This window comes from Aeromonas sp. RU39B (assembly GCF_900156095.1).
Classification (GTDB): domain Bacteria; phylum Pseudomonadota; class Gammaproteobacteria; order Enterobacterales; family Aeromonadaceae; genus Aeromonas.
The window spans coordinates 107078-121275 of sequence record NZ_FTMJ01000008.1; the positions used below are offsets into that span (position 1 = coordinate 107078).

The following is a 14198-nucleotide window of genomic DNA, read 5'->3' on the forward strand; positions in this document are numbered from 1 at the left end:
TATCAATATGATGGCGCTACTCATGCCCGATGGGCATGAGTACAATGCGGCGGTGAATAAACCTTGTCTGAGGAATGCGGTGCCTACCATCACCCTGGCTTCCAATGTGTTTCTGATGCCCGGCAATGCGGCTTGGTATCCTCTTACTCTGATGGGGACGCTGGAGCATGCCCCGCAGGGTGTTTGGCAGGCTACAAGCGATGAGCATATCGTCATTTGGTGTTGGGATGATCTGATTGACCATGATTGTCGCTGTCACTGGTCTTTACTGGATGACTCATCGCGCAAGCTTGCGATTGACGAGTGGCTGCAAGCCTTGCTGGCGCCGATGCGCCGTGAGGTTGGCGATGGGTTGATGCTTATCGGCGGCTGTTTTGTTCATGCCAATGCACTGTCGGGTCCTGTGTATGAGTGGCAAACTGAGTTTGAGCAGGCCTTTACCCGTCAATTAGAGGCTCACGACTTTCATGCGCTTCACCTTGATCACTGGCTCGCTGAGAAGGGGAGATCGCAGTGTGTGGACTCCCGCAATCGCTACCTGTTCTCCTGTCCCTTCTCCATGTCCGGACTAGCGTCGCTGGCAAGCTGGATTGCAGCTCGTTTGCAGGCCTTGCGAGCCCCAGCCCGTAAAGTATTAGTGCTTGATTGTGATAACACCTTGTGGGGCGGGGTGATTGGCGAGGAGGGGCTCCATGGCCTGAAGCTGGGTCAGGATGGCGTCGGCAAGCTCTTCCAAGCGTTTCAGCGCGCCGCTGACTACTGGTATCAGCGTGGTGTTCTGTTGGCGCTGTGTTCTAAAAATCATCCTGATGACGTGTGGCAGGTGTTCGAGCATCATGCCGCTATGTGTCTTGGCCGTGCGCACATTGCCGCCAGTGCTATCTCGTGGGAGAGCAAGTCGGCCGGGTTGGTGCACATTGCCCAGCAGCTCAATCTGGGACTTGATGCCCTGTTGTTTTGGGATGACTCGCCCACCGAGCGCGCCGAAGTGCGGGCCAATTGTCCGCAAGTTGAGGTGGTGGAGCCCCCGACCGAGATCTGGTCCTGGCCGGATGCACTATTAACCCACCCATCATTGCGATCTCGAACGCTCACACGGGAAGATGTCCTGCGCCAGCACTCTTATCAGGCGCTCAAAGAGAGCGAAGCATGGAGACAGCAAAGCCGCAGTGACTCTGATTTTCTGGCCAGTTTGCAGCTGCAGGCGGGTTTGCATCCTCTGGGACCGGATAATCTTGGCCGGGCTGAGCAATTAGCCTTGAAAACCAATCAGTTCAACCTTTCATGCCAGCGTTACGATAAAGCGGCGCTGCAACATATTGCCGCCACCGGCCAGGTTTGGCTTGCTTCCTTGACGGACCGATTTGCCGATCATGGATTGGTGGGATTGTGCATCGTGCGCCCCATCGATAAACACTGCGCGCTGCTGGACTCACTGGCGCTCAGTTGCCGGGTTCTCTCACGCGGTATGGAATACTGGTTGCTTGCGCAGATCATCGCCGAGTTGCGCAAAGTTGGTGTGACTCGGCTGTTGATTGCGGCCAGTCACTGCGAACGTAATCAACCCGCCTGGCAGTGGCTATTGACCTTGCCTGTGGTGGAGGTGCCTAATCCGGATCCGGCCGTTTTTTCTCAGCAACATTTTCTGGCAATGTCTCTCGATGACGCGGTGACCTTGCCTTGTCTGGAGTATTACCACCATGTCTGATCTCAACGCCCTGCTGGTGCAGCAGTTTCCTTCGGTAGAGATAATGGCCGTCAATGATGGCTGGGGTATTGGCTCGTTTAGCCAATGGGATTCCCTGGCCCATTTCAATTTCCTGCTGCTGGTTGAGCAGCATTTCAATGTGCGTTTCGAGCCAGAAGAGCTCGCCAGTATGAAAACGCTCGGCCAGATCCGTGCTGCACTCTCTTCACGCGGGTTGACGGTGTGAAGCAGGTGCTATTAACCGCACTGGATGCGCTTGGATTGGCGCCCGGCGATAGCATCATGGTGCACAGTGATGCCATGGTGGTGGCACAGTTTCCGGGACAGGGAAATGCTGAGGGGATTGCCGCATTCTGGTCTGGCTGGCAATCCTGGCTCGGCCATCAGGGCACGTTACTGGTGCCCACGTTTACCTATAGCCTGACCCGCGGGGAGTGTTTCGACCCCATGGCATCGCCAAGTCAGGTCGGCTTGATGACCGACATTTTTCGCACTTTGCCTGGTGTTGTGCGCACTCACGATCCCCTGTTTAGCGTGGCGCTAGCCGGCGCCGGGAGTGACAGCGTGCTGGCGGCATGTCCGAGTGATAACAGCTTCGGGCCGCGCAGTGTCTTTGCCTGGCTGGAAGAGCAGGATGGCTGGTTGGTTGGCATGGGATGTCATCCTGATCGCATTACCTTCACCCATTATGTTGAGCAGCAAGGCGGCGTCTCTTATCGCTATATGAAGCGTTTTGTCGGTGAGAGACGCGAGGCGGGACACGTCGTTGCGTGCCACTGCGATTATTTTGTCCGCGATCTGTCACTGGCCAGCGAGATTGACCTCACCCGCCTAGTGGCAGCACTACGTACCGCCAATGTGTGGCGCGAGAGCTTGCTGGGCCGTATTCCGGTTTGGGCAGTACGCTGCCGTGATTTCAGCGCTCAAGCGCTAGCGCTTCTTGCACAAAACCCCTACGCACTGATCCGGCAAGGCGCACTGACATGAAGCTTCATCATATTGGTCTGGTCGTGCAAACGCTGGCGCCGGGCGTTGCTTACTGCCGAGATGTGCTAGGCATCAGTCGCTTTTCAGACGCGGTGCATGATCCTCTGCAGCAGGTGTGGGTGCAGTTTGCCTATGCCGACGAGGGTGTGACCTATGAGCTGGTGGCGCCCGCCAGTGATGATAGTCCGGTCTCTCAGGCGCTTAACACCCGTCATAATTTGCTTAATCACCTTGCCTATGCAGTGCCGGATTTGGCGCTTGCTGCTGCGACGCTACGTCACCAGCGTCATATGCCACTTGGTGTTGCCAAACCGGCGATCGCCTTTGACGGCGCACTGGTTCAGTTTTTCCTAAGCCCACTAGGGCATCTTGTCGAGCTTGTTGAAATTGCCGAGTCACATTCCTGATTTACCCCATGACTGGAACGAACCGTCCCAGATTGGTGAGGCGCTCTACGCCCTGGCCTGCGCCCTGTATCCTATCAACCGTAGCCTGACAGGGGACGGCGTGCGCCAGAGTCTGGCTATGCTCAGGCACTATTTGCCTGGGTTGCAGACTCATGAAATGGCCAGTGGCACCCAGTGTTTTGACTGGACCGTGCCCGATGAATGGAACGTGCGTGAGGCATATATCATCGGTCCTGATGGTAGCAAGGTCGTGGATTTTGCCCAGCATAACCTGCACCTGGTGGGCTATTCCGAGCCGGTAGACGTGACCTTGTCGCTCGATGAGCTACAGGCGCATTTGCACTCTTTACCTGCCCAGCCTGATGCGATTCCGTATGTGACGTCATATTACCGGCGCCGCTGGGGATTTTGCCTGCCCCATCGCCAGCGCGAGCAGCTACCCGCCGGGCAATACCGCGTGGTGATCGATGCGACGTTGGCGCCTGGTTCGATGACATATGGCGACTTGCTACTCCCAGGCGACAGTCAGGAAGAGGTGCTGCTTTCAAGCTACCTGTGCCACCCGTCGATGGCTAATAACGAGCTCTCCGGGCCGCTGGTGGGGGTGTTTCTGATGGCTTGGCTGGCCAGCTTGCCGCAGCGCCGCTATAGCTATCGCCTGATGCTGGTGCCGGAAACGTTGGGGGCAATTGCCTATCTGTCGCGCCACTTAGACCATCTCAAATTGCACACAATTGCGGGTTTTAATCTCTCGTGTCTGGGTGATGAGCGCGCCTACTCCTATCTGCCATCGCGTAAGGGTAATACGCTCGCTGACCGTGTTCTGGTGCATGTGCTGCGTCATACCGACCCGGCCTATCACCACTACAGTTTCCTCGATCGCGGCTCTAACGAGCGGCAATTGTGCGCGCCTGGCGTGGATCTGCCGGTGGCCTCGATGATGCGCAGCAAATATGGCTGCTTTCCGGAGTACCACACTTCCCTTGATGATCTCTCCCTGATCACGCCTGCAGGTTTGGCTGGCAGTTTTATGGCACTGCGCCGGGCTATTGAGTGTATTGAGCTCGAAGGCCGCTACTGTGTCACCGTGATGGGGGAGCCACAGCTGGGTAAGCGTGGCCTCTATCCGGATCTGTCGACCAGCCACTCCGGCTGGCAGGTGCGCGATATGATGAATCTCTTGGCGTACTCTGACGGCGAGCTCACGCTATTCGAGATTGCCGAAACCATCGCCATCCCGTTTTGGAAGGCGCGCCAGCTGGCAGACCTGTTACTCGAGCACGATGTGCTGCGGGCCGTTTAGTCGAGACGCTCGAGCAGGGCGACCATCTCGCCCTCCAGCCAATCCGCAAGGCCTATCCAGTCTTGGCGCTCCTGGCAGGTGAGCAGGGCGGCGACAATGGCGCCAAACTCGCTCTGCTGCTGTGATGGCAAGTGCCCCATGGCCTGCTCCAGCAAAGCGGGCAATTCCATGACGGCAGCAGCAGACTGGCCGAGTCGAAATTGGTGGGCCAGCGCCACGAAGTGGTGAGTGAGATCGCGCTGAGTCATACACAAAACTCCGGGTGATAAGCACACCCCTGCACAGCCGCGCCGCGCCGACTGGTATTCCAAAATTGCACCTCTGGATGAGCCTGTATATAGCGCTCCAGCTCAATCTGATAGGTGGTGAAATTAGGGTTGGTCGCCACGCGGCGCCCTTGGCCATCGAGTGTCCAGCTTAAGGCGTGGCTGGCGGCTGGGCCCAGCTCGCCACTTTGCCAACCGCTGTGGGTTTGCCCTTCGATAAACGCAAAATCGCAGCCCAGCAGGATCACCTCGCTGGCCCCCATCTTGACGGCCAGATCAACCGTTGGGTGCAGCACGCTGCCGCCGTGGTGCAATATGCCCTTGGGATGTTGTTGCCGCAGCGCCGCAAACATCGGACTGCTCGAATAGGCGGTCAAGCGTGGCCCGGGCCAGCTGTCGAGCACCGGTCCCGGCACCAGCGGAAAATAGACCAGTGGCAACGGCGCAACACCGTCTACCGAGAGGCGCTGACTGGTCATGGCATCATCGATGCTGACCACCAGCGTCGGCATGATCCCCGCGCGCTTGAGAAAGGCGAGTGCTGTATCCACGCACAGCAGTAGCGTGTGCGGAAACCGTTCAAGATAGACCTTGAGGGCTGGCAATGACCACTGCAGTGAGGGGCCACTGGCCACCACCAGTGCGGCGGCGCCGGGGTAGCTGCCAAAGAGCGCTGCAACATCACCGTCTTGCTCAATACGCGGGCGATTATCGGCCAACCGGTCGCGAATGGCGGGGCTATCCGGGTCAAAGCGCTGCCGGGTATACCTGGCGAGGTTTTCGCTCACCAGTCGTCCGCGAATGGCCACCGCCTGCTCTTCCACCAGTTGCAATTCGGCGGGTAAGGCAAAGAAGGGGAGATCAATCTCCGATTCATCGGCGGCGAGGGTCAGTGTGACGCGTGGATCATCCAGCCAGTCCTGTTGCTCCAGCACGGTGAGCACCAGTACAAACAGGTGACGGTTGAGAATATGCACCTGTAGCTGGCGCAGCCGGGAGCGTGACAGTAGCGCCCGTTGCAGGTCACCGAGCCCGGTGCCATAGACATGCAGGGTTGGGTGATCTGGCAGGCTGGCAGCTTGCAGCATCGCTTCAGCCTCCCGGTCATGACGGCTGGTGAGCTGAATGCCGTTGACCAGCAGGGTGCTACCGGCACCTTCGCACAGCGCGACCTCAAGCTCGTTTGGATTGGCGGCTGTCAGCGCGATGGCAATCTTCGGCCAGCGCCGCGTGATGATGGCTAGGTGCAAAGAGAGCAGTTCATCATTCATCGCGTTCAATCCATTGCCAACTGAGCGGCTGGCCGGCGGCTTTCGTCTCGGTCACGCGCCGGCCAAGCAGCGCATCATAATCCGCCGGAGGCAGGCCCAGTGCCGGGCGAACCGATTGAATATGGGCGGCCGTCAGTGGCTCGCCGGCGTGAATATCTTCGACCAGATAGAGGGAGCGGCGAAAATCGCGATTGCTGCGCTCACTCGGCGCCAGTTCAAAGCTGGGTTGACCTAGCGCAGCATGGGCGGTGTTGACGGACTCTATCAGCGCTTTTAGTTCATGCGGCTCCATCGAGAAGGCGCAATCCGGGCCGCCTTCGGCCCGTGAGCGGGTAAAGTGTTTTTCAATCAAGGTGGCACCGAGTGCTGTCGCGGCGATGGCCGTGGCCGAGCCGAGGGTGTGATCCGACAATCCCACTTCCAGCCCAAAACGCTGGCGCAGTAGCGACAGGGTGCGCAGGTGATAGTCGGCCGCGGGCGCCGGATAGCCGCTGACGCAATGCAGCAGCGCCACGTCTCCGTTGCCATGTTTAAGCGCTGTGTCGACGGCGGCGCTGATCTCCTGCTCATTCGCCATGCCCGTTGACATCACCAGTGGTTTGCCGGTTTGGGCGGCGTAACGGATAAGCGGCAGATCAACCAACTCAAACGAGGCGATCTTGTAAGCCGGGCAGTCGAGGGACTCGAGCAAATCGACGGCAGTGGCATCAAACGGGCTACTAAACACCGTAATGCCAAGCTCTTTTCCCAGCGCGAACAGTTCGCTGTGCCACTCCCAGGGGGTGTGAGCCCATTGGTAGAGATCAAACAGGGTATGGCCATCCCACAACCCGCCATGAATGCGAAACTCGGGGCGATCGCTTTGTAGCGTGATGGTTTCGGGCTTGTAGGTTTGCAGCTTGATGGCGCTGGCCCCGCTTTCGTGAGCCAGTTTCATGATGGCAAGCGCCTGATCCAGGCTGCCATTGTGATTGGCTGACAACTCTGCAATGACATAGGGGACAACATCAGGGCCGATAGGGCGCTGCGCGATCAACATTCAGACGATCCTTTTATGATGGGCGAGTCAGCCGCCAGCCCTGTTCATCACGCTGCCACGGGGCAGGGAGTGACCAGGCGCTGTCGGTCACCAGCAAAAATGCACTATCCGGGATGAAATAAAGCAAGGCATGTGCCAGCTCTTGCCACTCGCTGGGGGCTAGCGGCTCACCTTGCACCAGCCAGTGGTCTGCTTGTGGGCTGAGGGTCACGCTTTGACCCGATTCGCCCTGCCAGCGCCACCGGTTGCCAACGGGTTGTAGGCCGTGCTTGTCGCCCGCAAGTAGCAGGCATGCCAAGCGACTAAGACCGCGCCCATCCACCATGGCCTGTGCTCGCAGTCGGTAGTTATCTTGCTTTTCTTCCAGCTCGGTGAGGGCCGCCGCCAGCGTGGCTGGTTGAGTCAGCTCGGTCAATGACAGACTGGCGGCCAGTTGATAGTGGGCAATCACCTCGGCGTTGAAAACCTGATTATCGACGATGGCCACGGCCAGGGTAGGCAGACCGATGCAAGCGCGCTCCCAGGTCATGCCACCGGCGGCGCCGATAGCCATATCTTGCCCCGCCATCAACTCGGGCATGTTATCGCTGTGCGCGAGCAAGGTAATGGCAAGGGAGGAGTGGGCGGCGAGCCAGGTTTGCAATGCGGGAAGCTGCGGATTGGCGCTACCGGCCACCACAGTCCATTGCAATCGCGCTGCCCAACCGGTAGCGGCAAGGCTTTGCAGCGTGGTCAGGCAGGCTCCGGCCGGATCGGCGCCGCCAAAGCAGATAAGCCCTTTTTGCCACGGGGCGAGCGATGTTTTTGCCTTGGCGCGAAATGCTGGACGCAGCAGGGCGTAGTCGGTACCCAGCAGTAACTGGCCATCAGTCGGAATCAGGTCGGCGTAGTCGTGTGCACTGCGCAGCGGCCCTTGATCGAGCAGCAGTTGGCAGTGGTGTGGCCGATCTGCCAGATCGTCGATAACCAGGATATGGCGGCAATGCTCTGCGGCAAGCTGCTCCCAGTAGCGGTCCAGATGATAGTGATCAATCACCAGCCAACGGGGTTGCAAGGCGGCCAAAGGGCCGAGGCTCTCTTTGTCTGGCAGTGGGTGATGCTGATGGGGGAAAAGTCGAGCGGCCTGCGCGGCGGGTAACTGCCAGGTCAGAAAATGGCACACAGCGCCACGCTCGGCGAGAAAATCAGCGATAGCAAGGCAGCGCATCAAGTGGCCGAGCCCGATGTCCGCCGAGGCATCCAGGCGAAAGGCAATACAGGTCATGCCGGTTGGCCGCTGGCGAGGGCGCGAAACAGCAATTCGGCCAACTGCCAGTCCTCTTCGGTGTCGATATCCACCACCCGCCAGCGCGGCAGGCGATGGCCAGCAGGGCGCTGCCAGCCATTTTGCCAGCTCTGGCTAGAAGCCCAGTAAAATTGTCCAGCGTCCTGATAGGCGGGCTCCAGATCTTGCGAGCGTTTGGCCATCATCTCGGGCCAGAAGGGCGTCACCAATCCCTGCTCATCCATGCGCACTGCGCGCTGGATAGGGAAGGGAAACTCGGTGACGCTGTAGACAAAATCAGCATCACTGCTGTTAAGTTGCTGATAGGCCGCACGAATATCATCGGCGCTGATAAGTGGTACCGTGGCATAAATGCAGCAGACATGGTCAGTGTGGATGCCCATGGTGCCCAGGCGATGAATGGCGTCGATAACCACCGGTGTGGTGCCGGTATGATCATCAGCCAGTGCTGGCGGCCGCATAAACGGAACGCTGGCGCCGAGCTCACGGGCAATCTGGGCAATCTCATCATCATCGGTTGAGACGACTACCTGCTCAAAGCAGCCGCTTTGAAGCGCAGCGTCGATGGCATAGGCGATCATCGGCTTGCCGCAGAAGGGGCGGATGTTTTTACGTGCAATCCGTTTGCTGCCGCCACGGGCAGGAATGATGGCAATGGCCATAAGAGCCCCTAAATAGTTACAACACGCTGAATTTTTTTGAGATTATATCCATCTGACGATTTTTTTAAGCGACTCGGCTCATCTTTGTGTCGCGTCGGGCCGATAAGGGGGCGCTAGCATGGAGTACGGGATTGAATTACGCCCGGTCACGCCAGCCGATTTACCGGCGCTTAGGCGTTGGCGTAACAGCGATGCGGTGCGCCTGCAGATGCAAGACACTGGTCATATTACCCCGCGTGGGCAGAGGCAGTGGTTTGAGCGCATTGCACAGAGCCAGAGCCAATGGCATCGGGTGGTGTGGTGCCGCGGTGAGCGTGCCGGTTACGTCAACCTCAAAGGGGGACGTGACGCGCCGTTAAGCGGGCAGGCAGAAGTTGATGCCGGACTCTATCTGGGCAACAGCCGCATCCGTCACCCCATGCTGGCCGTGGCAGCCGCGCTGGCTCAACTCGATTGCGCCTTTGAGCAACTGCACGTTGAGCGCATCAGAACGTCGGTGCGCAGGCACAATGAATCGGCCCTGCGCCTTAACCTGCAACTGGGTTATCGCGTGGCCGAGCAAGATGACGAGTGGGTCAGCATGACATTAAATGGCGCCGAGTATCAGCAGGCGCGAGGTTTACTGAGGAGATTTTTTCGATGATGTCCCTAGAGCAGGTTTTTGCCAATGCCCTCGGTATTGAGCTTGCCACTGTCAACGATGCGCTGGCCTACAACAGTATTCCGCAGTGGGACTCTGTGGCCCACATGGGGTTGATTGCTCAACTGGAAGATGCCTACGGCATGTTGCTTGATACCGATGACATCATCGATATGAGCTCGGTGGGCAAGGCGCGCGAGATCCTCGCCAAGTACGACGTTGTGCTGTGAGTGGTGCCATGCTGCAGGGAAAAGTAGCACTGGTCACCGGCGCTGGCCGCGGCATTGGTCTTGCCATTGCGCGACGTTTTTGCGCCCAGGGCGCCACCCTGTTTCTCGCTGGCCGTAATGAGGCTCACCTGAATAAACTGGCCGCTTCGCTGCACGATGAATTTAGCGTGCAAGTGACATCGCTTGTCATGGATGTCAGTGACGCGGCGCAGGTGAAAACCGCCTTTCAGGTACTTTTCAAACAGTGCGCCAGGCTGGATGTGCTGGTTAACAATGCCGGCATACTGGAAGAGGGGCTGCTGGGCATGATGAGTGCAGCCCAGATTGAGCGGCAATTTGCCGTTAATGCCTGTGGACCGCTCTACTGCTGCCAATATGGCGCGCGTTTGATGCAGCGCGCTGGTGGCGGCAGCATCATCAATCTGGCCTCGATCATGGGGCAATCTGGCGCAGCAGGTCTGAGCGCTTATGCTGCCAGCAAAGCGGCGGTGATCGGCATGACCGGTGCGCTGGCGCAAGAGCTGGCGCCTCATAACATCCGCGTAAATGCCATCTCGCCCGGTTTTATCGACACCGAGATGGCCCATGGCCTCTCTGATGAAACATTTCAGGAGCGTCTGGCCAGTATCGCCATGGGGCGGATCGGCGATCCCGATGAAGTGGCCAAGGTGGCTCTGTTTTTGGCATCGGACTTGTCGAGTTACGTCACCGGCGAGGTGATAGGTGTCAATGGGGGGATGCGAGTGTGATGCGGTCGCTGTTGGCTCATCTTCGCGTGGATAACCCGGCACTGGCCTGGTGGGATGAAACCGAGGGCTGGCTGAGTTATGACGAGCTCTGCCGACGGGTTGAGCATTTATCACATCGCTATCCTTCAGGCCGGCAGCTGGTCTATCTGCCGTTTGCCAACACGACGACGCACTTGATTCACTATCTGCTGGGGCTTCGCGACGGCCATGTGATGATGTTGGCTGATCCAGCCCAGCCTGACGAGGTGAGCGAGCAGCTCTGCCAGCATTTTGCGGTCAGCGTGCAGATATCCCCTGAGGGTGCGCTGCAGCAGCGCTCGGCCCCTGCGCCTTTGCATGCGGATTTGTCGGTACTGCTACCCACTTCTGGCAGTACCGGTAGCTGCAAATGGGTGCGTCTCTCATCAGACAACCTGGCCACTAATGCCGCCTCAATTGCGCAATATCTCAAGCTCGATGCCCATGAACGCGCCATCACCAGCCTGCCATTTTTCTACTCGTTCGGGATGTCGGTGCTCAACAGTCACCTGCTGGTCGGTGGCTCACTGGTACAAACCAGTGCCAGTCCGTTGGAGCGCAGCTTCTGGCATCGGGTTGATGAGCTCGGTGTCACCAGTGTGGCCGGTGTGCCGTTTACCTATCAGATGCTGAAAAAACTGCGCTTTGATTGGGGACGTCATCCCACGCTCACCACCCTGACGCAAGCGGGTGGACGGCTGGAGCCTGAGTTGACCCGCCATTTTGCCGAGCAGGCAAGTTTGCTGGGGCGCCGTTTTTTTGTCATGTATGGGCAGACGGAAGCCGCGCCACGCATGGCCTGGCTGGCCCATGACGAGGTGCTCATCGCCCCCGATGCCATTGGTCGCGCTGTACCGGGCGGCGAGTTTTCTCTGCGTCATGAGCCCGGGTTACCGGCAGGGCAGGGGGAGCTCGTCTATCGCGGCCCCAACGTGATGTTGGGCTATGCCACCTCGGCGAGCGACTTGGCGCTGGGGCGGACGATTGACGAGCTGCATACGGGAGATATCGGCTGGTGTGATGATGCTGGGCGTTATCACCTCTGTGGTCGTCTTAGCCGGTTTCTCAAGCTGTTTGGCAAACGAGTGAGCCTTGCGGAGGTCGAGTCATGGCTGTCGCAGCAAGGGGTGAGCGCTGCGGCGACCGGACGTGATGATCGTCTCAAGGTGGCTATCGAAGGGGAGAATGTGCCTTCAGATCTGCAGGTGGCGTTAGCCAATTGGTTGCGGGTTGCGCCCTCTGCCGTGTCGCTGCATCAGGTAGCGAGCCTGCCGCGGCGCAGTAACCTGAAAATTGATTATGTGGCGCTGTTACAGCAACTGGAGGCGCTGGCATGACCGAGTGGTGGGATCTGCCGGTGTATGGTCTGTCGCAGCAGGAGAAAAGCCAGCTGCTGCTGGCTCGTCTCAATCGTCTGACGGCGCTGCATCACAAGGGCTGCGATGCTTATGCGCGCGTGCTGAAGAGCTTTGGTTGGGGAGAGGCCGATGATTATGCCGCGCTCCCTTACCTAGCGGCCAGATTGTTTAAACTCTCGCGCTGGCAAAGTGTGCCGCAAGAGGAGGTGTTCAAGGTGCTCACCTCATCGGGTACGACCGGCGCACCCTCCCAGATCGTGCTTGATCGTGAAACAGCAGCGTTGCAGAGCAAGGTGCTGGTCAGGATCTTGCAAGATTTTATCGGTAAGCAGCGCCTGCCGATGCTGCTGATTGAACAGCCGACGCTGATTGAGCAGCGCAGTGGCTTTTCGGCCCGTGGCGCGGGCGCACTCGGGCTGTCATTTCTGGGGCGGGATCACACTTATGCGCTGGATGAACAGATGCGCCCCAATTGGCCGGTGATTGAAGCGTTTTGCGACAAGTATGCCAAGCAGCCGGTGCTCCTGTTCGGCTTTACCTTCATGGTCTGGCAATGCCTGCTTGAGCCGCTACGACAACGTGGTATGTCATTGCCCTTGATACAGGGCGTGCTGTTTCACAGCGGCGGCTGGAAGAAATTGCAGCATCTGGCCGTTGATAATGCTGCGTTCAAGCAGGCGTGCCGTGATACCTTGGGGCTCTCCCGGGTCCATAACTTTTACGGTATGGTCGAGCAAGTGGGTTCGGTGTTTGTCGAATGTGAGCAAGGTCATCTGCATGCACCCCTGTTTTCCGATCTGCTGGTTCGCGATCCGCTTACCCACGCAGTGAGCCAACCCGGTGATATCGGTCTGTTGCAAGTGCTGTCAGCCATTCCACAAAGCTATCCCGGTCACTCGCTGCTGACTGAAGATCTGGGCCGGATTCTCGGTACTGATGATTGTCCGTGTGGCCGCCAGGGCCACTATTTCGAGGTGTTGGGGCGCCAACGTGGCGCTGAGGTGAGAGGATGCAGCGACACGTTTCAATGACCCTGTGGTCGCAGGCTCCTGCCGTGGCGCACAGCTTACCAATGCTGGGGTGGCAGAATTTTGCCGCCACGCCATTGCCTCCTTTTTCGCCGGTGATCCGCGAGTTTATTGATGTGCTCTCATTGCGTTTGCAGCAGGCTGCTAGGCTGTGGCCCGATCTGGCAGCGCTCGGATTTTGGCTACGGCGTCGTCAGATTGAGGCGCAGGTACATCGTATGGAAGGGCGTTTATCACTGGGTGTGGTCTTTCATCTGGTGCCTTCCAATGTGCCGACGGTGGCATTTTACTCCTGGTTGATGGCGCTACTGATGGGAAATCCTTCTGTCGTGCGTCTCTCCTCACGGGACGATGAGATGCAATCGGCATTGTTAGCGATTCTTGCCGAGCTGTTTGCTGATCCCGCGTGGCAGGATATTGCCAGCCGCACCCGTTTTATCCGCTATGGCCACGAGGCCCATATTACCGCCTGGCTCAGTGAGCAGTGTTCGCTGCGTATTGTCTGGGGTGGGGATGACACCATTCGTGCCATTCGCGCTATTGCGCTCTCGCCGCGCGCTCAGGAGCTCGTGTTTCCGGATCGACGCTCCATGCTGTTAATCGATAGCCGCTGGCTTGGTGAGCAGAAAAGTGAGCACGTTGATCGAATTGCCACTGCATTAACCCAGGACTGTACCCAATTTAATCAGCTGGCGTGTGCATCACCCACCACGCTTATCTGGCTGGGTCAGCCAGAGCCTGTAATACGCCAAGCCCTGCTGGAGAGGATATTTGCTCCTCTGGTAGCCGATCCGGCCCTGGCGATGGAGCGTCTGGTGCAGAGCCAGCGTAGCGCTGCAGCATTACCAGACAGCAGGATGGAATCACTCCCCGGTGTCACTTTATTGACACTTACCGCCCCGCAACCACTTCCTTTTGTTGGTGGGGGTGTTCTCACCGAGTGGGCTGCCGATAACTGGGAAGCCTTGCTGGAAAAAAACTGGGATATGCAGACCTGCGTCTATGTAGGCGGCGATTTACAGCAAGCCCGTGCGCGTTTTGGCCGCTGTCATGGCCGTGTGGACAGGATTGTTGCCCCGGGACAGGCATTGGCATTTGACTGGTATTGGGACGGCATTGATCTTCTCCAGTCTTGCAGCCGTCAAATGTGCTGAATCATTTGAGCCTGATGTAAGTCACAAAAACCAGCAAAATCAGCGCATTAGTTTTGTCAGGCATAGCTCTTGCATTGATACTGACACAAGGGA

At 58.3% G+C, this 14198-nt stretch carries 16 protein-coding genes; 11 read left to right on the forward strand and 5 right to left on the reverse strand.

Annotated features, from left to right (window positions below; translation table 11 throughout):
• Positions 1–79 precede the first annotated feature (79 nt).
• The 5 genes from BW958_RS12360 to BW958_RS12380 are packed head-to-tail and all read left to right on the forward strand — an operon-like array spanning position 80 to position 4405.
• Positions 80–1708 carry an HAD-IIIC family phosphatase gene (locus BW958_RS12360; RefSeq protein ID WP_076576052.1) on the forward strand — a complete coding sequence of 543 codons (1629 nt, stop codon included), beginning with the start codon at positions 80–82 and terminating at the stop codon, positions 1706–1708.
• Entirely contained in the window at positions 1701–1934 is a 234-nt protein-coding gene (locus BW958_RS12365; protein WP_076576053.1) for an acyl carrier protein, read from the forward strand. Before BW958_RS12360 ends, BW958_RS12365 begins: the two co-directional genes overlap by 8 nt.
• Positions 1931–2695: an AAC(3) family N-acetyltransferase gene (locus BW958_RS12370; RefSeq protein ID WP_076576054.1), complete on the forward strand. Its 765-nt coding sequence runs from the start codon at positions 1931–1933 to the stop codon at positions 2693–2695. Before BW958_RS12365 ends, BW958_RS12370 begins: the two co-directional genes overlap by 4 nt.
• The gene (locus BW958_RS12375; RefSeq protein WP_076576055.1) at positions 2692–3102 is read left to right on the forward strand and encodes a VOC family protein; all 411 of its coding nucleotides are present in this window, start codon (positions 2692–2694) and stop codon (positions 3100–3102) included. The genes BW958_RS12370 and BW958_RS12375 overlap by 4 nt, the downstream gene beginning before the upstream one ends.
• Entirely contained in the window at positions 3077–4405 is a 1329-nt protein-coding gene (locus tag BW958_RS12380) for a DUF4910 domain-containing protein (RefSeq protein WP_076576056.1), read from the forward strand. The genes BW958_RS12375 and BW958_RS12380 overlap by 26 nt, the downstream gene beginning before the upstream one ends.
• On the opposite strand, the gene BW958_RS12385 is transcribed toward BW958_RS12380, so the two are convergent.
• Genes BW958_RS12385 through pseF form a run of 5 tightly spaced genes read right to left on the reverse strand, consistent with a single transcriptional unit; the run spans position 4402 to position 8928 of the window.
• Positions 4402–4653, reverse strand: a complete 252-nt coding sequence (locus BW958_RS12385) for a hypothetical protein (protein WP_076576057.1) — start codon at positions 4651–4653, stop codon at positions 4402–4404. The two genes, BW958_RS12380 and BW958_RS12385, sit on opposite strands and share 4 nt — an antisense overlap.
• A complete protein-coding gene (locus BW958_RS12390) occupies positions 4650–5942 on the reverse strand; it encodes a motility associated factor glycosyltransferase family protein (RefSeq protein ID WP_076576058.1) in 1293 nt (430 codons plus the stop codon). The genes BW958_RS12385 and BW958_RS12390 overlap by 4 nt, the downstream gene beginning before the upstream one ends.
• Positions 5935–6981, reverse strand: a complete 1047-nt coding sequence (pseI, locus tag BW958_RS12395; protein WP_076576059.1) for a pseudaminic acid synthase — start codon at positions 6979–6981, stop codon at positions 5935–5937. The genes BW958_RS12390 and pseI overlap by 8 nt, the downstream gene beginning before the upstream one ends.
• A 13-nt stretch (positions 6982–6994) precedes the next feature.
• Positions 6995–8245, reverse strand: coding sequence for a UDP-2,4-diacetamido-2,4,6-trideoxy-beta-L-altropyranose hydrolase (gene pseG, locus BW958_RS12400; protein WP_076576060.1), 1251 nt, complete (start codon positions 8243–8245; stop codon positions 6995–6997).
• Positions 8242–8928: a pseudaminic acid cytidylyltransferase gene (pseF, locus tag BW958_RS12405; RefSeq protein WP_076576061.1), complete on the reverse strand. Its 687-nt coding sequence runs from the start codon at positions 8926–8928 to the stop codon at positions 8242–8244. The genes pseG and pseF overlap by 4 nt, the downstream gene beginning before the upstream one ends.
• Before the next feature lie 118 nt (positions 8929–9046).
• Between pseF and BW958_RS12410 the strand changes: the two genes are divergently transcribed.
• From BW958_RS12410 to BW958_RS12435, 6 genes are read left to right on the forward strand one after another with little or no spacing between them, the layout of a single operon-like run.
• Positions 9047–9571, forward strand: coding sequence for a GNAT family N-acetyltransferase (locus BW958_RS12410; RefSeq protein WP_076576062.1), 525 nt, complete (start codon positions 9047–9049; stop codon positions 9569–9571).
• Positions 9571–9798, forward strand: a complete 228-nt coding sequence (locus BW958_RS12415; protein ID WP_218641768.1) for an acyl carrier protein — start codon at positions 9571–9573, stop codon at positions 9796–9798. The genes BW958_RS12410 and BW958_RS12415 overlap by 1 nt, the downstream gene beginning before the upstream one ends.
• A gap of 8 nt (positions 9799–9806) precedes the next feature.
• Positions 9807–10547: an SDR family NAD(P)-dependent oxidoreductase gene (locus BW958_RS12420; RefSeq protein ID WP_076576064.1), complete on the forward strand. Its 741-nt coding sequence runs from the start codon at positions 9807–9809 to the stop codon at positions 10545–10547.
• Positions 10547–11902: an AMP-binding protein gene (locus BW958_RS12425; RefSeq protein WP_076576065.1), complete on the forward strand. Its 1356-nt coding sequence runs from the start codon at positions 10547–10549 to the stop codon at positions 11900–11902. The genes BW958_RS12420 and BW958_RS12425 overlap by 1 nt, the downstream gene beginning before the upstream one ends.
• The gene (locus BW958_RS12430) at positions 11899–12954 is read left to right on the forward strand and encodes a LuxE/PaaK family acyltransferase (protein WP_076576066.1); all 1056 of its coding nucleotides are present in this window, start codon (positions 11899–11901) and stop codon (positions 12952–12954) included. The genes BW958_RS12425 and BW958_RS12430 overlap by 4 nt, the downstream gene beginning before the upstream one ends.
• Entirely contained in the window at positions 12933–14105 is a 1173-nt protein-coding gene (locus BW958_RS12435) for an acyl-CoA reductase (protein WP_076576067.1), read from the forward strand. Before BW958_RS12430 ends, BW958_RS12435 begins: the two co-directional genes overlap by 22 nt.
• Positions 14106–14198 lie beyond the last annotated feature (93 nt).